The following is a 20,682-nucleotide window of genomic DNA, read 5'->3' on the forward strand; positions in this document are numbered from 1 at the left end:
CTTTTTCTTTTATATATAATTCAAGGATTTAAGAATTCAAATATTCAAAGATTCAAGGATTCAAAAAAATACGGATCTAGTTATTTCCAAATTCTTTTCTGAGTGTTTTCGTAGTCTTCGACAAACTAATCACCGAAGAGCAAACCGTTGACTAGCCTGCAGAAGGCAACATTCGAAGTGTGTGTGTGATTCGTTGACTGAGCCTGCCGAAGGCAATGATTCCGAAGATGATTCCGTCGCCTTCGACAAGCTCAGTCACCGAAGTGTAATCCGTTGACTAGCCTGTCGAAAACAACCCCAGAATATTGATTAAAAACCTAATTAATAACGCGTTAAACATTAATAATTTACAATTAATAATTAAACACTACCAATTATTTGACCACGCTCAGTCTCTTAGAGAACACAAACTCTTCATTTTTATTCATAAAGTGAAGAAAGTAGATTCCAGAATTCCAGTTGTGAATTGACACTTGTGTTTTTTCAGTTGAAAGTTTTAGTTCAGCTACTTTTTTACCATTTGCTGAATAAATCACAGCATTAGAAATAGCATCGTTTTGTCTATCAATTGTTATTACTCCTGAGGCTGGGTTCGGATAGATATTGATTCCTAAATCTAAAGTTTCATTATTTAAGCTGACATCATTTTTCTCAACAGTTATAGATTTACATTTTACAATTGTATCACAAGTTCCAAAAGCAGTTAAACATACATTATAAACTCCTTCGTTGATGTAGGTGTGTGTAGGTTCGAAATCTGTGGATGTATTTCCATCATCAAAATCCCATTCATAAGAAATAGCATTCTGAGAATTGTTGTTGAATTCAATCGCTAAAAAGAAATTGTCTGTCGTGAAATTTGGATTTGGTACCGGTACATTAGGATCAATTATTTTGAAAGATTCTGTAATCTTACAACCGTCAATATCTGTTGCTGTAACCTGATAATTTCCTGCTCCAATATTCGACCAACTATTAGTATTAGGTCCATTATTCCATTGGTAATTAAAATTGCTTCCACCAGTTGCGTTGGTAGTAATTGAACCGTCTAGCGCATCTGGACATGTTGGTGGAATTATTGTTCCACTTAAAGATAATTGTGTGTCATAGCTTAGTGGGAAGTACAAAGTAGTGTCGCAGCCTGTAATATCTTGAATAATTACAGAATAATTATTGGTATTTAGATTTGAAATATTATCACTTGTCATTCCATTATTCCAATTGAAAGTATAGCCTGGACTTCCTCCAGAAACATTCAATACAATTGTACCATCTTGAACCTCGTTACATGTTGGATTCGTTGCCGTTGATGTAATATTTAAGTTACATTGAATTCCAGATTTAATTTCTAAACAATAATCCTCCACTTCTCCAGAAGTAAAGTCATTACATACATTTGGAAGAGCAGAAGATCCAAATCCTTGGTACGCCATTTGAATTCTCATTCTTGTTTTACCTAAAGTCGCGGTTGCTGGAATAATTAAATTACCATTCACAATTCCTGAAGAAGCTGCACCTTGATCATAAATTAATTCAGAAGAAGTAAAAGCACCATCTTGATTTAAATCTATCCATATTCTAGCATATTCATCAAGGGCTTGACCATCAAAACCGGGAGTTAACGTAAATGGATAATTCTGACCTGCATTCAAAACAAAAGAATTATCGTTAAATAGATATCCGTTATTGTCGCCACTTGTAAAAACGTTTCCAGCAATTTGAAATTCTTCAATCCATTCGTTTTGAATTCCCAATAAAGCTTGAGGTTGATCACCATTGTTGATGCTGGCTAATAATGTGTTTCCATCTGCTTGAGAAATCATTACCGCTGGAATAGTTACATTAATGTCTGTACCGGCCATGTCGATTGTTCCAGCGACGTTGTTAATTACGATAACAGCTGTTGCACCAGCATTTTGTGCATTTAGCGCTTTCGTTGTAAAGTTACAGCCACCTCTTTGAACAACAGCTATATTTCCACTAACATCAGCGAAGTTAATTAAGAGATTACAGCCTCGAGAAGAATTTGCACTTCCATCATCCACCAATACTAATTCGCCAAATACATATCCACTTTCAACATTGCCGCCAAAGTTGGTTGTTGCTTGATAAGTATAGCTTCCAGAAATTGCAGTAGGAGAATGAACAGTAAGTGTTGATGCAGGATTACTAAGCGTTCCTGTTTCACAATAAGGAAGGTCAATGCAGTTCCCACATCCGGTTGTAGTGAAAGTGTTTATGATAGAAGGATTGCTAAAATCACCATTACAAATAGATGAAACAGAATACTCATAAGTTGTACAACTTGTTAACCCAGTAAAAATATATGTGGTATCACTTGTTGTATAATTAGACCAATTTCCTGATCCAGCAACTTGAATGTTTACCTTATATTCGTTGATTGGGTCTGTCTCGTTATAAATAATTTCAGCACCGTAATCGTTAACTGTTTCAGTCGATATTGTGCTTGGTGGCATACAAGAATTACAAATTGCTGCCATCAAATTATCTATGGAGTTTTTGGCATTTATTCTTCCTCCAGTTATTGTTTTTGCTTGTAAATGCGGAGTTTGATCCACACCATCGAAAAGTGCTTGTCTTACAATATCTGCAGTTGATGCAGGACTAGAAATTGCTGATTGTTCAAGGCTTGCACAAGGAATACTGTACATTAAACCAATTAATCCCGCAGTTAAAGGACAGGCAAATGAAGTTCCTGAAGTAGAAGTATATGAATTGTTTTGTGCTGTAGTATAAATTGAAGAACCTGGTGCTGCAACATCGATTGTTTGGTCACCGTATCCTGCAAAGTCAATTATATCTGAGCTATTTGAGGCCGTAACACTAATCATGTATTCGCTAGCACAAGTTGTAGGAACGTCGCCAAAAGTATCTACATCTTGATTTTGATTTGTTGTTGCTCCAATACTTAAAATTCCAGCTTGACCTAAATCGTCATAAAAGCTACACCATATTGGGTAATTTGCAGGGTTTCCGCCATCAACTCCCCAAGATGAGCTAGTTGCAACAACAAAAGCACCTTGTGCACCATTTGTTTGATTCCAAAGTAAACGTGCATTTAAAGCATAATCATAAGAAGCTACAATATTTGCTTCAGTAAAAGGATTGGCATATCCTGCGATATCCATGATTTTTAAATCCCAATTAATTCCTGAAACACCAAGGTCATTATTTCCTTTTGCGCCCATCATTCCAGCACAACTTGTTCCATGAGATCCTGTTCCAATATTGTCATTATTACTCGAAACATTCCATCCATTATAATCATCAATGTATCCGTTTCCATCATCATCTATTCCATTGTTTGGAATTTCGGCTGTGTTCACCCATTGATTTTCCTGAAGATCATTGTGATTCATCAAATCGGCGCTTTCAATTAATGCAACAACTATTTCTTTACCGTTTGGAGTTGTTCCTCCAGTAGTAATGTCCCAAGCCAATTGAGAATCCATATTATCATGGTGCCATTGACTTCCAAAAAGAGGATCATTTGGAGCTGCTCTCAACTCAACTTTTCTATTCGGTTGTGCGTAAAGTATGGTTGATTGTCTATCTAATATTGATAAAACTTCGTTTAAATCAGTTTGGGTATCATTAAAGTTCAAAAGCCATATATCTGCATGTTTCGATAACATACTTTCAACTGACAATTCAAAATGAACAGGTACATTTTTAAGCATGGTATGCGGATCTTGATTCATCTGCATTCTAATCAATACTTGATTACTAATTGCATTTTCATTTTGACTAAACAATTGTGGTACTGCTAGTAAAAAAGAAAGAAAACCGCTTAAAAGTATGTTTTTCATAAGTGTAATTTTGAATAACTTAAAATTATTGAATGCAATATAATTGAAAAAATAAATAACTACAGCGTTTTTTTATCTCTAATATCTATATAAAGGTATAAGTGGTATTTAAGTCTTATAAACCTTATGTTTTAGTCATTTTTTAGACAAAATTTAAAGTTTTTATACTAGGAACGAGATTTGAATTTTATTTATCCATGGATTAACGAATTTGATTAATTGTCATTTATAGATGTTAGATAAAAGACATTAGATATTAGAATTTTTGTCTTTTGTCTACCGTCTATCGTCTAACATCTACATATCTCATTTGAACCTATCTTTCTTTCCACTCATTGGCCTTTTTGATTGCATCGCAGAGTTTTAATTCTGACCAGAGAATAAGAATGCGAGGAATCTCTTTTTTTTAAGCTCCAGGCGGATAGTTAAAGTTATTATTATCTCTTTTAAAGATTTATCCAGCTAAAACATTCATAAAACTCTTTCAAGAAGAAGAAATTTTTATATTTGTTCACTCATGGATAAAAAAATCGAAATATCTATTGTTGTTCCACTTTATAACGAAGTTGAATCACTACCAGAACTGCATGAATGGATCGTTTCTGTGATGCACAAAAACAATTTTACGTACGAAATCATCTTTGTAGATGATGGAAGTAAGGATGGTTCATGGAAAATTGTAGAAGCCCTCAAAAGCAAAGATAATTGTGTTCGAGGAATTAAGTTTCAACGTAATTATGGAAAGTCTGCTGCACTTCAAAAAGGTTTTGAAGCTGTAGAAGGTGAATTTGTAATAACAATGGATGCTGATTTACAAGATTCTCCAGAAGAAATTCCTGAGATGGTTCGCATGCTTAAAGAAGATGATTTCGATATGGTTTCTGGATGGAAAAAGAAGAGATTTGATCCATTGTCGAAAACTATTCCAACGAAATTATACAATTGGACAGCACGAAAATTAACAGGTATTTATCTGCATGATTTCAACTGTGGACTAAAAGCTTATCGTACAATTGTGGTGAAAAGTATTGAAATCTATGGTGACATGCACCGTTATATTCCAGCATTGGCAAAATATGCTGGATTCAATAAAATAGGAGAGAAGGTTGTTCAGCATCAAGCAAGAAAGTTTGGAACGACAAAATTTGGATTAAATAGATTTGTAAATGGTCCTCTTGATTTATTGTCAGTTGTATTTATAGGTAAGTTTGGCAAAAAGCCAATGCATTTCTTTGGAGCAATTGGAACATTATTATTCTTGATAGGATTTGCTTTTGCTCTGTATTTAGGAATTGATAAAATTGTGAGCCTATTCTCTGATCATCTGTCTCCACTAATAGCACAAAGAACAGAATTCTATATTGCATTAACAGCGATGATTATTGGAAGTCAATTTTTTCTAGCAGGTTTCATAGCAGAATTAATAGGAAGAAATTCATCTTCTAGAAATGTTTATCTCATAGAAACGGAAATATAAGAATGTCTGAAATAAAGATAGATTCTTCTTGGACGCTTTTTTTAGATCGCGATGGAGTAATAAATGAGCGTAATTTTGAAGGGTACATAACTTCGATTAAAGATTTTATTTTCTTACCCTACGTTAAAGAAGGTTTAAAGATTATTTCCAAGCAATTTTCTCGAATAATAGTCGTTACTAATCAGCAAGGAATAGGAAAAAGCACAATGTCAGAAAATACCCTGAATGAGATTCATAACTATATGGTAGAATCTTTGAAAGTAGAAGGAGTAATTATTGATTATGTGTTTTTCGCTTCTAACCTGAGAGGAGCTCAAATAGATAGAAGGAAGCCAAGAAGTGCTATGGCCAATGAGGCTCAAGCATTGTTTCCTGAAATTGATTTTAGCAAATCCATAATGGTTGGTGATACAGGTTCTGATATTGAATTTGGAATGAATCTTGGAATGAAAACAGTGCTCATAACTTCAGCTGAAAAAGTTAGTGTGGAGTCAGACATTAAAGTAAATAATCTAAAAGAGCTTTCGGATGTACTTAAATTTTAAAACAACTGTACTTAGTTTAACACTCTCGTTAAGTTTAAGCATTTTTTCATTTTCCCAAATTAATCAAGTAGATGCAAGTGGGAAAAAGCAGGGGGAATGGGCCAAAACTTATGATGATTCAGATGACTTACGTTATAAAGGTCAATTCAAAAATGATAAACCAGTAGGAAAGTTTGTTTATTATTATCCAAATAGCAAGGTTCGCTCTATCATTACGCATGATGAAAATAGTAATCGTTCAGAAGCATTTTTCTATCATCCAGGAGAGCAATTAATTGCCCATGGCATATATCGAGGTGAAAAGAAAGACAGTGTTTGGACGCATTTCTTGACTTCTGGTCATTATAGTTATTCCGAAACATACTTAAATGGTGAACTCAATGGTGAGCGCATCACTTATTATGGTGCCGAAGCGGTTGAAGATCCAAGAATAAAACTGGTTTTACGAAAATCAAATTTTGTAAATGGAAGACAACATGGAGATTTTATAGAATACTTTCCTGATGGAGTAGTTAAAGCAGAAGGAAGTTATGTAAATGGTATTTTAGATGGAATGATTTTAAGAAATCATCCAAATGGAAAAATGATGATCAAAGAACGTTGGAAAAACCAAGAGAAACATGGTTGGTGGGTAACTTACGATGAATCTGAAAAAGAATTGGGACGTATTTATTTTAAAGAAGGAGTTCAATTAGAAGGAGAAGACCTTAATAATTATATTCAAAAGTTAAAAAAGGAAGGTAAAAGTCCAAATAATTAGATTACTTTAAATGGATAAATGATTTAATCGGAATCAATGAAAAAAACTATTTTCTTAAGTGTATTGTTTTTTGGGTTTTTTGGATGCAAGGAATCAGAAGGTGTTGACTTTGGTTTTGATTATTTCCCGATGGAAGAAGGAATATTTGCTGAATACGAAGTACTCGAAGTTTTTCATGATGTTAATATTAATCCACAGCATGACACTACACGCTACATCTTAAAAACGAAAATAGGCGAGGAGGTTCCAGATAATATAGGTAGACCGGTTCGCAAGTTCTTTCAGTTAAAATACGACATTCAAACGGGTGATTTAATCGATGAACGTGTTTGGACATTAATTTTAGATGGGAGTAGAGGAGAAGTTGTAGAAGAAAATCAGCGCATCATTAAAATGGTTTTTGCCGTTAAGAATGAAGAGGAGTGGAATGTTAATGCATTTAATATGCTGCCACCACAGGAAGTTTATTATTCCAACGTAAATGAAAGTCAGACAATCAACAATTTTACTTTTGAAGAAACTGCTAAGGTAAATTATGAAGATTTTTTCTCATTAGTAGATTATCGTAAAAAGTATGAAGTCTACGCTAAAGGAATTGGACTAGTTGAAAGGAAGTTTAAAGATTTCACAATTCAAAATTTCGATACCATCGATATACAAAAAGGAACAGAAGTTCATTATCAATTGATCAATTACGGCAAAGAGTAAGCGATTTATTGTTTTGGTCAGACTGAATTCATCTTATTTTATATTTTATTCATTTTTTTTAAAACTATTAATTCTTTCATTTAGGTAAATGGTAAAAATGAATATTAGTCTTAATCTTTTTGTTTTCAATGAAGTATCTTTTGTATTGGTTTATTATTTGATGTGAAATAATATGTTTTTAATACCTGACAGCGAACTTTAAAATAAAATGCATGTGTAATTTAGATTAATGCTTGCATATTTTATAGGAATATCTTATATTTGCAGACCATAAAAAATGGGGATTGGTTTTTTGCAGAAATGTAAAATAAAATCTTTAAAACCTTGGCTAATTCAGAAAAATTATATTTCTTTGCAGCCGCTTTTGTAATTAGCATAAACTATTTTAAAATATGTCACGAGTTTGTCAGTTAACAGGGAAAAGAGTAATGGTTGGGAACAATGTTTCTCACTCCAACCAAAAAACGAAACGTAAGTTTTACCCTAATTTAGTAAAGAAGAGATTTTATCTTCCGGAAGAGAAAGAGTTTATAACCCTTCGAGTTTCAACGTCAGCGTTGCGTACTATCAATAAAAATGGTATTACTGCGTGTGTTAAAGAAGCAAAAGCGAAAGGATATTTAAAATAGTCAATAACCATAGAGTTATTACTAGGAAAAATTAAATAAGATGGCAAGAAAAGGAAATAGAGTTCAAGTTATACTAGAGTGTACTGAACATAAAGAATCAGGAAAACCTGGTACTTCAAGATATATTAGTACAAAGAATAGAAAAAATACGCCTGAGCGTTTGGAATTGAAGAAATTCAACCCTATTCTTAAGAAGATGACAATTCACAAAGAAATTAAATAGTTAAGTTATGGCAAAGAAATCAGTAGCATCTATTCAAACTGGAGGTGGTAAAGCCCACACGAAAGTGATCAAGATGGTGAAAAACGAAAGAGGATCTTACTCATTTAATGAGCAAATGGTTCTAAATGGAGAAGTTAAGGATTGGTTCGCAAAAGGCAAATAATTTTAGCTTTCTCAATTTAAAATAAATACTAATAATTAGCTTCTTGCCTCTGGTAGGGAGCTTTTCTTTTTTATATGATATGGCATTATTTGGATTGTTTGGAAAAGATAAAAAAAAGAAGCTTGACGAAGGACTAGAAAAGACTAAGGAAAGCTTTTTATCTAAAATCACGCGAACTGTTGTAGGGAAATCTAAGGTAGACGATGAAGTTTTAGACGAACTTGAAGAAGTCCTTATCACTTCCGATGTAGGCGTGAACACAACCATTAAAATCATACAACGTATAGAAGAACGTGTAGGAAGAGAAAAATACGTCAATACTTCTGAACTTCAGGGTATTTTACGTAGCGAAATTGCAGCTCTTTTAGAAGAGAACAATACAAGTGATATAGATTACGATATTCCTAAACATCCAGACAATAATCCACATGTTATTATGGTGGTTGGTGTAAATGGTGTTGGAAAAACTACAACAATCGGAAAGCTTGCTTATCAGTTTAAGGATATGGGTAAGAAAGTTGTTCTTGGAGCAGCGGATACTTTCCGTGCGGCAGCTGTTGATCAATTAATTATTTGGGCAGAACGTGTCGGAGTTCCTATCGTTGAACAAGGAATGCAAGCCGATCCTGCTTCTGTAGCTTATGAAACATTAGAAGTTGGAAAAGCACAAGGTGCAGATGTTGTGATTATTGATACTGCTGGAAGACTTCATAACAAGGTAAACTTGATGAATGAATTGACAAAAATCAAACGTGTAATGGAAAAAGTTGTTCCAGGAGCACCGCACGAGATTTTATTAGTTCTAGATGGTTCTACAGGTCAAAATGCCTTTGAACAAGCCAAACAATTTTCACTTGCAACTGAGATTAATGCTTTAGCAATTACAAAACTAGATGGAACAGCAAAAGGTGGTGTTGTCATTGGTATTTCAGATCAAATGAAGATTCCAGTTAAGTATATTGGAGTTGGTGAACAAATGACAGATTTGCAACCATTTAACAAAAAAGCATTTGTTGATTCTTTATTTGGAGAATAGTCCATAAATTTTTGGGTTATTTCGAATATACTTTTTTACTTTGCATAGAATTAAATTTAAAAATAAAACAGAAAGTTATATATGAAAAAATTGTTTTTTATCCCGTTAATGGCGCTATTCGTAGCATGTGAGTCTTCACCGAAAGACGCTTCTGAAATTGATTTAGAAGATTTCAAACATAGAATTTCTTATGCACTTGGTGCGGATATGGGAACTAACTTCACAAATGTTCCTGAAGAAATTTTCAGTATGTTGAATAAAAAAGAACTTGAGAATGGATTTTATGAATACCTAACTAAAAAGGATCTTAAAAGCATTGAATGTAGAGGTATTTTGGAAGAAGCATTATCTAGTCCTTCAGGAATAGATACTTCTAAATATGATATGAAAAGGATCTCACATTGTTACGGATCTATTTTTGGAGAAATGTTGAGAAATTCATTGACTTCTAAAGATGCAATGGGTGAAATAAATCCTGATGTTGCTAGAATTGGTTTTGCTAGTTCTTTGACTAAAACGGATACACTTATTCCAATTGAAGAACGTCAGCAAATGATTATGAACTTTAATAATGACCTGAATAATTTTGCAGGTGAGGAGTTTATGAGAAAAATGTCAAAAAAGCACAAACATGATGTTAAAGAAGAAGGTTATATTTTAATCGAAAATGAAGAAGGTGGTGAAACTCCAATTGATTTATCAGGTGAATACAATATCGTTTATACAATGACGAATATTTCAGGAGATACAATTATTTCTACTTTGAAAGATCCAAAATTATCTGATGCAGAAAATGCACAAATTGTGAATGTAGATGATATAGTGTTTCCAGAAGCATGGAAATTAGCTGCTAAACACATGAAAGTTGGAGCAGAATATACTATTTATACTTCAAATGAATTGGCTTATGGAGAAGAAGGTTTGAAAGCACCAAATTCGCCAAACTATGTTATTCAACCATTTGCTGCAGTTACAATTTACTCAAAAGTTCTTTCACAAGGAGAACGTTTTGGCGAAATTAAAGCAAAAGGAAAACAAGTTATTGAACAAGCTAAGAAACGTCCAAATACAATAGTTGATCCATCAGGCTTTATCTTGACAACACTTGAAGAAGGAAAAGGTCCTCAAGTAAAAGAAGGAGCAGACGTGCAAGCACACTACATTTTGAGTAATTCAAATGGGGAAGTAATTGAAAATAGTTACATGGCGTCTTCACAGAATAACCAACCAGCTCCGTCTTTCTCTCTTAATGGAGTAGTTAAAGGATGGCAATTAGGAATTCCTAAAATGAAAGAAGGTGGACGTTACAAATTAGTTCTTCCTTATGATTTAGCTTATGGTGAACAAGGAAATCAAAGTATTCAGCCTTACGAAACTTTAACTTTCGAAATTGAAGTAATTAAGTCAGGCGCAGCTGGAACTTTGGTTAAACCTCGTCAACAACAGGAGCAACCTCAGTTTTCTGAAGAGCAAATGAGACAACTTCAAGAGCAGTTGCAAAATCAACAATAACATTTATTAAAATATGCTGAAGTGATTAATACTTCAAAATCAATTATAGAAAAGGTTCGTCTTCCAATTGGAAAGGGCGAACCTTTTTCTTTTGACGTTAAACGAGATGATTTGATTGATCCTGTTATTTCAGGTAACAAATGGAGAAAATTAAAATACAACTTACTGAACGCTGCCGATAGAAAAAATGAAGGGGTAATAACATTTGGTGGACCTTTTTCAAATCATTTGATAGCTACTGCGAAAGCTGCTTCTGAGGCGAATTTGGGATCGATAGGCATAGTCCGCGGCGAAGAATTAAATGCAGAAAGTAATGAAACATTAAAAGCTTGTCATTCACTAGGAATGAAATTGGTTTTTATATCTCGTTCTAGTTATAGAGAAAAGGAAGAGCCAATTTTTTTAAAACAGCTCCATAACGATTTTCCAAACTACTTTTTAATTCCAGAAGGAGGAAGAAATTATTATGGTGTAATAGGTTGTCAAGAAATTATTTCAGAAACTGATAATGATTATGATCACATCTATTTAGCCGGTGGAACTGGCACAACAGGAGCAGGATTGTTATTGGGAGCATCTAAAAATACACGTGTAAACGTTGTTTCCGCTTTAAAAGGAAGTTTTTTGGAAAAAGAAATAAATCAACTTTTATATTTAGTATTGAATGACCATGAATTTGTTGAGACTTATCTAGATCGATTAGTCGTTCACAATGATTCCCATTTTGGTGGTTATGCAAAAGTACCTACTGAACTTTTGAGTTATGTTAACGAATTCTTCAAGGCAACAGATTTAAAGTTAGACCCTATTTATACAGCGAAAGCAATGTTTCAAATGGAATCTGATTATAGAAATGGTGTGATTCAACATAAAGATAAAGTTCTATTTATTCATACAGGAGGGCTACAAGGAGCACTATCGTGGAAGGAATCAATAACATATCTTCAAAATTTATAGAAAAGAAAAGAGGCCAGTATTGCAATACTAGCCTCTAACTTGCTAAACTATACTAATTCCTACTTTTAAACTCTTTTAGAGTTAAAGGTGCAGGTACCTCATGTGTTATAAAACACCTCAATTTGATTTAGGCAAGGTATATCTTATAATTATTTTTTGATATTAGTTTCATATGTCTAATACAAATATACTGTATAATAATTTATTTATCTATAAATTTTGAGTATTCATGGGGGTAAATTATCGAGTGGTCGATTTAGGTATGAAAACATGTTGATTGAAGCGGTGAGTGGTAATTTGTAAGAAACTCCGATTTTAGGTGTGTTTGTAGGGTATTTATAGGTGTTTTGGATGTTAAACTATTTAAGGTCAAACATTTGTTTCTATTTATAGCTGGTTTTAGATATTAGTTACTAATTCTAATAAATTTGTGCTTAATAGTTGAAAACTGAAGAATTCAAACATTTTATTCTTTACAGCTAGGAATTGTTTTAATAGTTTTAAAATTTTTCGGTAAAGTAATCTATTGTATTGCTGAAAGTTGATTAGATGTAAAAAGCTGCCCTTTGAAGAGCAGCTTTTCATTTATAGGTTAATGTTTTCAGAAGCCATTAATCATACTTGTAGCAAAAGAAGCAGCAAAAATAACAGCGAAAATGCTCAATACAATTCCAACGATTGTCATAATTGCTATGATTTTATAGTATTTTAAAAAGTTTTCGGCGAAAGCATCCATGTTTAAAGATCCTCTTTCAATGCTTTTCGAAACATTTAGAAGAAGCATTGATACATATATAAATAGCGCATAAAAGGCAAGATTGAAAATTACTGTTGCTGGAGAAGTGAATATAAGTATTAATGAAAATATAGCACCGATACCAGATCCTACTATTCCAACAATAGCTATTATTTTTACCCAAACGGCAGAATTATGAAGATTTTCTTTTGCAGTTGGTGAAAGATTTCCATTGTTTATTAATTCGTTGTCTTGGTTGTATTCATCTAAGTTCTCCATATATTTTTTTTTGAGTAATATAATAATTTTTTCTTATTCGAATTTTAAACTATTTGTTGATCTCTTTTTATTTCAAAATCAATAGCTATTTTATTTGAACTGCTAGGGTTTAAAAAAGTAGAAATAAAAAAAAGACCATTTATCAAATGACAAATGGTCTTTAAATATTTTAATGACCCTAAATTAGTCTTCTAAAATTGTGATTTTTTCAATTTTATCACCTTCTTTGATTTGGTCAATTACATCTAATCCTTCAGTAACGATACCGAAACAAGTGTGATTTCCATCTAAGTGAGCAGTATTGTTTCTGCTGTGACAAACGAAAAATTGTGATCCACCAGTATTTCTACCAGCGTGAGCCATTGATAAAACTCCTCTTTCATGGTGTTGGTTACCACCATCTAATTCACAATCGATAGAATATCCAGGTCCACCAGAACCAGTTCCTTTAGGACATCCTCCTTGAATTACGAAGTCAGGAAGAACACGGTGCCATGTTAAACCATCATAATATCCGTCTTTAGATAATTTCACGAAGTTCTCCACTGTTTTTGGAGCATCTTTATCGTAAAAATCAACTTTCATCTCTCCACGATTTGTTTTTATAATACCTTTCATAATCTTCAAATTTTTCAGCAAAGATAAGGAATGAAATACTATATTCTAATTTATGGGAGGAATTTTGTTAAGTAAGAGAGACGCAGAGAAAGAATAAGAAAGAATAAGAATTACGCAGAGATGCGCAGAGGAGCAGGGATTGGCAGAGCAGAGAAAAAAAGAGAAACAAAGAATAAGAATTACGCGGAGATACGCAGAGAAGCGGAGATTCGCAGAGAAGAATAAAAGTAAAAGTAGAAGAAGTAGAAGAAGAAAGGAGGGAAGATTTGGAGCGCCTTGGGTATTTGACGGTTTTACATGGAGATGCACGGAGGTTTTCACACTTGTGCATAGCTTGTCGAAGTAGAGTTTCATAGAAAAAGAAAGAAGAAGATTTCGCAGAGATTTCGCAAAGGAAAGCATCTGTGTCATTCGCTTGTAATTACAACACACAATTATCAATCTAGGTGGTCATCTTTCGTTCGGTTTTACCTTGTATTTTCATTTTTATCAAAACCACTTTTAAAATCTATGATGTTAAGCTTCTTTTCGAAACATTATCCTTATATCTTTGTCATTATACAAAGTCAGACGATAGAAATCAATATGAAAAGAATTACATTTAACCGAAGAGAGACAGCATATTTTAGTGATTTAGCGAATCAAATAAATGACAATCAAAGTGCGTTACAGAAATATATTCAAGTACCATTTAGTTTAGCTAATTTCGAGCAACAAATTGAACTGAAAAAGAAAAGTTTTTCTAATGCTCAACGGGAATTATTGTACACTGTTGTTTCAAAACAAATGTCGGCTTATTCTAATTTCGAGAAAGTAAATCACAATGTTGAATTATTAAAAGAAGATAACACTTTTACAATTACAGCCGGACATCAGTTGAATATGTTTGGGGGACCACTTTATGTGATCTATAAAGTAATGGATGCTATTCGTTTGGCTGAAGAATTGACAAAAAAATATCCATCACAAAATTTCGTTCCAGTTTTTTGGATTGCCACTGAAGATCATGATTTTGAGGAAATCAATCATTTGCATTTATTTCATGACACTTTCTCATGGGAATCAGAGCAAAAAGGTCCTGTAGGAAGATTTTCTTTGAATGGAATTGAAGGTTTTAAAAATGACATTAAAAGTAAGTTTGATAATAACCCTGAATTCTCTGAGTTTTTGGATCAGTTTTACAAGAATCATAATCTTTCGGAAGCTACCACAGAATTTATGATGAATTTATTTGGAGATTATGGAATTATTATTCTTGATGCAGATGATAGATCTTTAAAATCTTCATTTGCACCAATCATGAAACGTGAATTAGAATCTCACTTTTCTGAAATAGAAGTTGGTAAAACTACGGCACAATTAGAAGAAGAAGGTTTTCACGGACAGGCAATGGCAAGACCTGTGAATCTTTTCTATATTAAAGATCAATTCAGAGCGCGCATTATTCCAACAGAAAATGGTGATTTTGAAGTCGGTGAAGAAACGATCTCGAAAGTAGAATTGTTAAAAGATTTAGAGAATCATCCAGAACGTTTTTCTCCAAATGTCATTTTACGTCCATTGTACCAGGAATTCATTTTACCAAATCTTTGTTATTTAGGTGGAGGAGGAGAGATGGCTTATTGGTTGCAATTTAAAGGAATGTTTGACCAAACGGAAGTACCTTTTCCAATAATTAAAGTGCGTAATTCAGTTCAATGGTTCGATAAATCAACAAGTAAGAAGATCGAGAAATTGAATCTAAAATACACTGATGTTTTTGAATCGATCCATGAAGTAAAAAAGCAGTTTGTAATTGATAACGCAGAAGAAGAATTAGATTTTTCTAAACTAGAGGAAAAAGCAAACACTTTCATTCAGGAATTAGAGAATTCCATTGTCGTATTAGATAAAGGATTAGAAGGATATGCTAAAAGTGAATCTACAAAAATTCAAAAGCAATTGGACGGAATTCAGCAAAAGTTAATACGTCACCAAAAGAAAAAGCATGAAGATGCAATGAATCAAATTGATGGGATTTATAGTCGATTATTTCCAAATAACGGATTACAAGAAAGGTATGACAACATGATTCCATTTTTGGGGAAATATGGACCAAAAGAGTTTGTTGGGATGGTTTATGATTTGATTGATCCGGAAGAGGAAGGTTTGATATTGGCTATTGAAGAGTAGGTTTTTAATTGTTAATTATCAATGGTTAACGTGTTGAGATCTAAAAGTGATTGTTTAATCTAAATATCATTAACGATTATTCTTTGGGGTCTACTAACGGTTAAAAACGACTAGCGTTAAAAGGTTGATTTTATTGAGTTGTAGTAGGAATTGTTTGGATAATTTCTCTAAATCTCTTTAACGGTTATTTCTTGAAGTCTACTAACGGTTAAAAACGACTAGCGTTAAAAGGTTGGTTTTATTGAGTTGTAGTAGGAATTTTTTGGATAATCACACTAAATCTTTGTAACGGTTATGCCTTGAAGTCTACTAACGGTTAAAAACGACTAGCGTTAAAAGGTTGGTTTTATTGAGTTGTAGTAGGAATTTTTTGGATAATCACACTAAATCTTTGTAAGGGTTATGCCTTGAAGTCTACTAACGGTTAAAAACGACTAGCTTTAAAAGGTTGATTTTATTGAGTTGTAGTAGGAATTGTTTGAGAAATCACTCTAAATCTCTCTAACGGTTATTCTTTGAAATCCACTAACGGTTAAAAACGACTAGCTTTAAAAGGTTGGTTTTATTGAGATGTAGAAGGAATTATTTGGAAAATTTCTCTAAATATTTGTAACGGTTATTCTTGAATTCTGATAACGGTTAAAAACGGCTAGCTTTAAAGTGTTGGTTTTATTGGGATGCAGAAAGAATTGTCTGGATAATTTCTCTAAATGTTTGTAACGGTTATTCTTTAAATTCTAGTAACGGTTAAAAACGACTGGCTTTAAAGTGTTAATTTTATTGAGATGCAGAAGGAATTGTTTGGAAAATCACGCTAAATCTTTGTAACGGTTATTCTTGAATTCTGCTAACGGTTAAAAACGACTAGCTTCAAAGTGTTGGTTTTATTGAAATACAGAAGGAATTATTTGGAAAATTTCTCTAAATCTCTTTAACGGTTATTCTTTGAAATCTACTAACGGTTAAAAACGACTAGCGTTATAGTGTTGGTTTTATTGAGTTGTAGAAGGGATTATTTGGAAAATCACGCTAAATCTTTGTAACGGTTATTCTTTGAATTCTACTAACGGTTAAAAACGACTAGCTTCAAAGTGTTGGTTTTATTGAGATGCAGAAGGAGTTGTTTGGAAAATCACGCTAAATATTTGTAACGGTTATTCTTTGAAATCTACTAACGGTTAAAAACGACTAGCTTTAAAGTGTTGGTTTTATTGAGTTGTAGAAGGAATTATTTGGAAAATCACACTAAATCTCTGTAAAGGTTATTCTTTATAATCCAATAACGGTTAAAAACAACTAGCTTGAAAGTGTTGGTTTTATTGAAATACAGAAGGAATTATTTGGAAAATTTCTCTAAATGTTTGTAACGGTTATTCTTTGAATTCTGCTAACGGTTAAAAACGACTAGCGTTAAAGTGTTGGTTTTATTGAGATGCAGAAGGAATTGTTTGGGAAATCACGCTAAATCTTTGTAACGGTTATTCTTTGAAATCTACGAACGGTTAAAAACGGCTAGCTTTAAAGTGTTGTTTTTATTGGGATGCAGAAGGAATTGTCTGGATAATTTCTCTAAATGTTTGTAACGGTTATTCTTTAAATTCTAGTAACGGTTAAAAACGACTAGCTTTAAAGTGTTGGTTTTATTGAGATGCAGAAGGAATTGTTTGGATAATTTCTCTAAATATTTGTAACGGTTATTCTTTAAATTCTGCTAACGGTTAAAAACGACTAAGTTTTACATTCTGATTAATAGTTCTTATTTTAAAAGTTTTTGATTAACACCCATTTTTTTTCTTATAAACCTTCTGATTTTTCAATATCTCTATCAAAGCTCTTAATGTCGCCATTCATAAAATGGAGATGTCCTCTCATTTATAAAAGCTGTTTGTCTTCTCCTTCATTTTTAATTATCAAGTTAATATCTGAAATGGCTTCACTGTATTTTTTTAAAAACTGAAAAGCTTTTGCACGATTGTAATAGGCATTAGCATCATATTTTAAATTGATAATTTCAGTAAGATAATAAACAGCCTTATCATACTCTTTTTCAATATTTAAATAATGAAAACCAAGATTATTTAATGCTGATGTATGAGTTGGATCAAGGATTATTACTTGTTCAAGATCTTTTAACATTTTATCTATTTCACCAATGTTGCTATACAATACAGAACGATTATAATAAAATTGAGCTATTTCAGGATTAATTTCGATTGACTTATTAAACGCTTTTTTAGATTCTGCTATATTTCCATAAGAAATTCCCAGATAACTGTATGTAGTGTCCGCAAGAAAACTAGACATTTTTAAGTCTTTGATAAGAAAACTTCAAAGACAAGGCTTGTGAAGCTTCTAATTGTTAGGAGTTTATCTTTTATAAATGACTGCAATTAAAAACAAGCATAACGCAGTATTTGGAGTTTTCTTGCAAAGACTATGTGTAAGGATTGTTTGGGTTAATAGTAATTGATTTTTCAAAATCATTTATAGCATAAGAATATTGATGTGTGGCGTTATAAACTAAACCTCTGTTGTAAAGGAAATTAGGATTTAATGAATCAAGTTCTAGCGCTTTAGTGTAATCGATTAATGCATTATAAAAGTCTTGTTTTTCGAAATATACCCCTCCACGATTTGAATATATTTTTGGAATTCCAGCATGCAAGTTTATTCCATTATTGAAATGCCCTAAAGCTCCATCAAAATCATTTTCTCGGAAAGCTCTGATTCCTTTATTTGATTCATTAAGTGCTTCTTGAAATTCGATACTTGCAGAATCTAAATATTCTATTTCCCAAACAATACCAAATTTTTTAGAGGCGCTATCGACTTCTTTTTGAGCTGAAAGAGTTAAAGATAAGGAGATGAATAGTGTGTTTATGGTTTTATACATAATGTCTAAAAGCTATTTTATTACAGAGAGAAAGATAAAAACTATTTGACGAAATTATTTAGCATAAAGTCTACCGCATAAATCTCAAACCCAATTTTATTCCACCAATTTCAAATCTAACACAAGCTCTTCATCCCAATCATAGCAAGTTTCCTCACAATTTTCATACGAGATTGAAGTTAAACGATCGCTATCTAATACAAGAATATTATCTCCATCTTTCTTATATTTTGCTGTCGCTGTATATCTTTTTCCAACGGGTACTAAATAATAAACTGTACTTTCTGTGGTGAAAAACGAATCATATAACTCACCATCATCTAGGTAATCTTCATACAAACTAATTTCAATTGGTTCTGAGGAAGGATTCGTTGATAATTCAAGTTTTATGTAAAGTTCATCAGGTTTTGATGTGTAACATATTTGATCAGGATCGCAAATGTCATCTTTGCTTTTGTTACAAGAAGCGGTCATTGCGATGAATCCCAATGCAAGAATCGAATATTTTAGTTGCTTTCTCATTGTTGTTGGTCTTTATTAATGAATATGCTTAATTTGAGATTGATCATGTGTGGACTAGCAAAAGGGTTTTGGTTGAAGTATAAATATCCTAAATTAACACGACTAACCTTTGAAAACTGCCATGACAATCCTGCTCCTGGTGTAAGTGCAAAAGTATTGTTTCTATTCTCCTTTAATCCTTTATATGTTCCGTAGAAATAACCGAATTTCATCATTGCATAAAGGCCAATCTTACTTGAATTCATGAATTGTATAAAATAAAATCTTTTTTCTGCATCAATGGAAAACTGAAGTACCTTTTCTTGTACTTGATAATACAAATTATCAGTTTCTTTAAAGATTACTTTTTTATAATAAGGGCGGAAACTGCCATTAAAGGTAACACTGTAATCATAACCTAGTTCTTCAAACCCCAAACCGAAGTCAAAAAGGAAATCTTCATGATTAAAAAATGTCCCCATGTTAATTCCGAAACTAGGCTGGAAATAGCTACCAACTAAAGGATTTGTTAAAATAGGTTGACTATTAGATTTAAATGGATTAATCAATAAAAAGCATAAAATAAAAATACTCAAAATTGCTTTTCGAGAGTTGTAGAGAATCATATCAATAGTATTATAAAAAGTTTCAAAATGTAAAAATAGATAAAAGAATTCTATTGCACCATAAGCAAAGAGTATTCCATTTCTGAAAAAGCTTGATTTCTTGAGGTATAATGAGTTTTTAGTTAAGAATATTCTACAAATTTCACTTTTTAAATTTGATATAAATTGCTGGAAATCTCAATTAAAGTACATTTAAATGGTATTAAACCATTCCTCTTTCCTTCTTGATATTCTCGTAAGCTTCATTAATTCGTTGGAACTTTTCTTTAGCTCCTTTTTGATATTCCTCACCCATAGTAGCAACTTTATCTGGATGATAACGAACAGCCATTTTACGATAAGCTTTTTTGATTTCCGTATCTTCCGCGTCCTTTGTAGTTCCTAAAACTTTGTAATCGCTTTCAGTGTCTCGTTGGAACATATTCTGAACGCTGGTAAAGTCCATATTTGGAACTCCCATCATTGTAGCAATACGCTGTAAAACTTGCATTTCAGCTGCTGAAACAGTTCCATCTGCTTTTGCTATTCCGAATAAATAATGCAACAATTGAACACGTACTTCTGGTTGAGTTCTCGTGCGAACATCATTACAAATGTCCTGAATTGGTAACGCTTGGGGTTGATCTAAGAATGTTTTAAGCGTTTGTAAATGTGAGGTAGTAAATTGATTTCCAAATTGTTGTTGTAGAAATGCTTTAACATATTCTAATTCGGATTTCATGACCCTATCATCTGCTTTCATTACGGCAGCAGAAAGTGCCAATAACATGGTTGGGAAGTCGTAACGTTGTGTTTGACGTTGATAAAAATCAAAAATATCCTGAGACGAACGAAAGCTTTGTTGTCTTCCTTGTCCTCCTTTTTGGTTTTCATTTAAAAAACTAGCCGCGCGAGAAAAATTATCGATAAACGTTCCAATTAGGAACCCAAAAAAAGCACCGTAAAGTCTAAATCCTGTTAGGTAAAACCCTAATCCTGCTCCAATCCACTTAAAATATCCTGTCATAACACTAAAAA

19 protein-coding genes are annotated in these 20,682 nt (G+C 32.6%); 11 read left to right on the forward strand and 8 right to left on the reverse strand.

Annotated features, from left to right (window positions below):
* Nucleotides 1-374 precede the first annotated feature (374 nt).
* Nucleotides 375-3,830, reverse strand: a complete 3,456-nt coding sequence (locus tag ERX46_RS15040) for a S8 family serine peptidase (RefSeq protein ID WP_130094679.1) — start codon at nt 3,828-3,830, stop codon at nt 375-377.
* 529 nt (nt 3,831-4,359) lie between these two features.
* On the opposite strand from ERX46_RS15040, the gene ERX46_RS15045 reads away from it, so the two are divergent.
* The 10 genes from ERX46_RS15045 to ERX46_RS15090 all read left to right on the forward strand — a co-directional run bounded on the left by ERX46_RS15045 (nt 4,360) and on the right by ERX46_RS15090 (nt 11,840).
* Entirely contained in the window at nt 4,360-5,307 is a 948-nt protein-coding gene (locus ERX46_RS15045) for a glycosyltransferase family 2 protein (RefSeq protein WP_130094715.1), read from the forward strand.
* 2 nt (nt 5,308-5,309) lie between these two features.
* Complete coding sequence (locus tag ERX46_RS15050) at nt 5,310-5,852, forward strand: D-glycero-alpha-D-manno-heptose-1,7-bisphosphate 7-phosphatase (protein WP_130094680.1); 543 nt, start codon at nt 5,310-5,312, stop codon at nt 5,850-5,852.
* Nucleotides 5,836-6,612 carry a toxin-antitoxin system YwqK family antitoxin gene (locus ERX46_RS15055; RefSeq protein ID WP_130094681.1) on the forward strand — a complete coding sequence of 259 codons (777 nt, stop codon included), beginning with the start codon at nt 5,836-5,838 and terminating at the stop codon, nt 6,610-6,612. Before ERX46_RS15050 ends, ERX46_RS15055 begins: the two co-directional genes overlap by 17 nt.
* Nucleotides 6,613-6,648: 36 nt before the next feature.
* Nucleotides 6,649-7,320 (forward strand): hypothetical protein, encoded by a 672-nt coding sequence (locus ERX46_RS15060; protein ID WP_130094682.1) that lies wholly within the window; start codon nt 6,649-6,651, stop codon nt 7,318-7,320.
* Nucleotides 7,321-7,712: 392 nt separating this feature from the next.
* The gene (gene rpmB, locus ERX46_RS15065; RefSeq protein WP_130094683.1) at nt 7,713-7,949 is read left to right on the forward strand and encodes a 50S ribosomal protein L28; all 237 of its coding nucleotides are present in this window, start codon (nt 7,713-7,715) and stop codon (nt 7,947-7,949) included.
* A 40-nt stretch (nt 7,950-7,989) separates the two neighbouring features.
* A complete protein-coding gene (gene rpmG / locus ERX46_RS15070; RefSeq protein WP_130094684.1) occupies nt 7,990-8,172 on the forward strand; it encodes a 50S ribosomal protein L33 in 183 nt (60 codons plus the stop codon).
* A 7-nt stretch (nt 8,173-8,179) separates the two neighbouring features.
* Nucleotides 8,180-8,335, forward strand: coding sequence for a DUF4295 domain-containing protein (locus ERX46_RS15075; protein ID WP_130094685.1), 156 nt, complete (start codon nt 8,180-8,182; stop codon nt 8,333-8,335).
* Nucleotides 8,336-8,414: 79 nt separating this feature from the next.
* On the forward strand, nt 8,415-9,371 hold the full coding sequence (gene ftsY, locus ERX46_RS15080; protein WP_130094686.1) for a signal recognition particle-docking protein FtsY: 957 nt from the start codon (nt 8,415-8,417) through the stop codon (nt 9,369-9,371).
* 81 nt (nt 9,372-9,452) lie between these two features.
* Nucleotides 9,453-10,883: an FKBP-type peptidyl-prolyl cis-trans isomerase gene (locus tag ERX46_RS15085; protein ID WP_130094687.1), complete on the forward strand. Its 1,431-nt coding sequence runs from the start codon at nt 9,453-9,455 to the stop codon at nt 10,881-10,883.
* A 21-nt stretch (nt 10,884-10,904) separates the two neighbouring features.
* On the forward strand, nt 10,905-11,840 hold the full coding sequence (locus ERX46_RS15090; protein ID WP_130094688.1) for a 1-aminocyclopropane-1-carboxylate deaminase/D-cysteine desulfhydrase: 936 nt from the start codon (nt 10,905-10,907) through the stop codon (nt 11,838-11,840).
* 601 nt (nt 11,841-12,441) lie between these two features.
* On the opposite strand, the gene ERX46_RS15095 is transcribed toward ERX46_RS15090, so the two are convergent.
* Both ERX46_RS15095 and ERX46_RS15100 read right to left on the reverse strand, forming a co-directional pair.
* On the reverse strand, nt 12,442-12,855 hold the full coding sequence (locus tag ERX46_RS15095) for a hypothetical protein (RefSeq protein WP_130094689.1): 414 nt from the start codon (nt 12,853-12,855) through the stop codon (nt 12,442-12,444).
* Nucleotides 12,856-13,038: 183 nt separating this feature from the next.
* Nucleotides 13,039-13,473 carry a peptidylprolyl isomerase gene (locus ERX46_RS15100; RefSeq protein WP_130094690.1) on the reverse strand — a complete coding sequence of 145 codons (435 nt, stop codon included), beginning with the start codon at nt 13,471-13,473 and terminating at the stop codon, nt 13,039-13,041.
* 585 nt (nt 13,474-14,058) lie between these two features.
* On the opposite strand from ERX46_RS15100, the gene bshC reads away from it, so the two are divergent.
* A complete protein-coding gene (bshC, locus tag ERX46_RS15105; protein WP_165366249.1) occupies nt 14,059-15,645 on the forward strand; it encodes a bacillithiol biosynthesis cysteine-adding enzyme BshC in 1,587 nt (528 codons plus the stop codon).
* Nucleotides 15,646-17,517: 1,872 nt separating this feature from the next.
* Here bshC and ERX46_RS15110 read toward each other — a convergent pair.
* From ERX46_RS15110 to ERX46_RS15130, 5 genes are all read right to left on the reverse strand, one after another.
* The gene (locus ERX46_RS15110) at nt 17,518-17,949 is read right to left on the reverse strand and encodes a tetratricopeptide repeat protein (RefSeq protein WP_130094716.1); all 432 of its coding nucleotides are present in this window, start codon (nt 17,947-17,949) and stop codon (nt 17,518-17,520) included.
* A 130-nt stretch (nt 17,950-18,079) separates the two neighbouring features.
* Nucleotides 18,080-18,538, reverse strand: a complete 459-nt coding sequence (locus ERX46_RS15115; RefSeq protein WP_130094692.1) for a tetratricopeptide repeat protein — start codon at nt 18,536-18,538, stop codon at nt 18,080-18,082.
* A 96-nt stretch (nt 18,539-18,634) separates the two neighbouring features.
* Nucleotides 18,635-19,060 carry a hypothetical protein gene (locus ERX46_RS15120; RefSeq protein WP_130094693.1) on the reverse strand — a complete coding sequence of 142 codons (426 nt, stop codon included), beginning with the start codon at nt 19,058-19,060 and terminating at the stop codon, nt 18,635-18,637.
* Nucleotides 19,057-19,665, reverse strand: coding sequence for a hypothetical protein (locus ERX46_RS15125; RefSeq protein WP_130094694.1), 609 nt, complete (start codon nt 19,663-19,665; stop codon nt 19,057-19,059). Before ERX46_RS15125 ends, ERX46_RS15120 begins: the two co-directional genes overlap by 4 nt.
* A 202-nt stretch (nt 19,666-19,867) precedes the next feature.
* Nucleotides 19,868-20,671 carry a TerB family tellurite resistance protein gene (locus ERX46_RS15130; protein ID WP_130094695.1) on the reverse strand — a complete coding sequence of 268 codons (804 nt, stop codon included), beginning with the start codon at nt 20,669-20,671 and terminating at the stop codon, nt 19,868-19,870.
* Nucleotides 20,672-20,682: the final 11 nt, after the last annotated feature.

It is taken from the genome of Brumimicrobium glaciale (assembly GCF_004152935.1).
Lineage (GTDB): Bacteria > Bacteroidota > Bacteroidia > Flavobacteriales_D > Crocinitomicaceae > Brumimicrobium > Brumimicrobium glaciale.

What these genes read in the sequence shown, in the direction of transcription:
- ERX46_RS15050 (WP_130094680.1), top strand. Translation starts at nt 5,310, where the DNA reads ATGTCTGAAATAAAGATAGATTCTTCTTGGACGCTTTTTTTAGATCGC.
- ftsY (WP_130094686.1), top strand. Translation starts at nt 8,415, where the DNA reads ATGGCATTATTTGGATTGTTTGGAAAAGATAAAAAAAAGAAGCTTGAC.
- ERX46_RS15100 (WP_130094690.1), bottom strand. Translation starts at nt 13,473, where the DNA reads ATGAAAGGTATTATAAAAACAAATCGTGGAGAGATGAAAGTTGATTTT.
- ERX46_RS15120 (WP_130094693.1), bottom strand. Translation starts at nt 19,060, where the DNA reads ATGAGAAAGCAACTAAAATATTCGATTCTTGCATTGGGATTCATCGCA.
- ERX46_RS15060 (WP_130094682.1), top strand. Translation starts at nt 6,649, where the DNA reads ATGAAAAAAACTATTTTCTTAAGTGTATTGTTTTTTGGGTTTTTTGGA.
- ERX46_RS15130 (WP_130094695.1), bottom strand. Translation starts at nt 20,671, where the DNA reads ATGACAGGATATTTTAAGTGGATTGGAGCAGGATTAGGGTTTTACCTA.
- ERX46_RS15115 (WP_130094692.1), bottom strand. Translation starts at nt 18,538, where the DNA reads ATGTATAAAACCATAAACACACTATTCATCTCCTTATCTTTAACTCTT.
- bshC (WP_165366249.1), top strand. Translation starts at nt 14,059, where the DNA reads ATGAAAAGAATTACATTTAACCGAAGAGAGACAGCATATTTTAGTGAT.
- ERX46_RS15085 (WP_130094687.1), top strand. Translation starts at nt 9,453, where the DNA reads ATGAAAAAATTGTTTTTTATCCCGTTAATGGCGCTATTCGTAGCATGT.
- ERX46_RS15125 (WP_130094694.1), bottom strand. Translation starts at nt 19,665, where the DNA reads ATGATTCTCTACAACTCTCGAAAAGCAATTTTGAGTATTTTTATTTTA.
- ERX46_RS15055 (WP_130094681.1), top strand. Translation starts at nt 5,836, where the DNA reads ATGTACTTAAATTTTAAAACAACTGTACTTAGTTTAACACTCTCGTTA.
- rpmB (WP_130094683.1), top strand. Translation starts at nt 7,713, where the DNA reads ATGTCACGAGTTTGTCAGTTAACAGGGAAAAGAGTAATGGTTGGGAAC.
- ERX46_RS15075 (WP_130094685.1), top strand. Translation starts at nt 8,180, where the DNA reads ATGGCAAAGAAATCAGTAGCATCTATTCAAACTGGAGGTGGTAAAGCC.
- ERX46_RS15095 (WP_130094689.1), bottom strand. Translation starts at nt 12,855, where the DNA reads ATGGAGAACTTAGATGAATACAACCAAGACAACGAATTAATAAACAAT.
- rpmG (WP_130094684.1), top strand. Translation starts at nt 7,990, where the DNA reads ATGGCAAGAAAAGGAAATAGAGTTCAAGTTATACTAGAGTGTACTGAA.
- ERX46_RS15110 (WP_130094716.1), bottom strand. Translation starts at nt 17,949, where the DNA reads ATGTCTAGTTTTCTTGCGGACACTACATACAGTTATCTGGGAATTTCT.
- ERX46_RS15040 (WP_130094679.1), bottom strand. Translation starts at nt 3,830, where the DNA reads ATGAAAAACATACTTTTAAGCGGTTTTCTTTCTTTTTTACTAGCAGTA.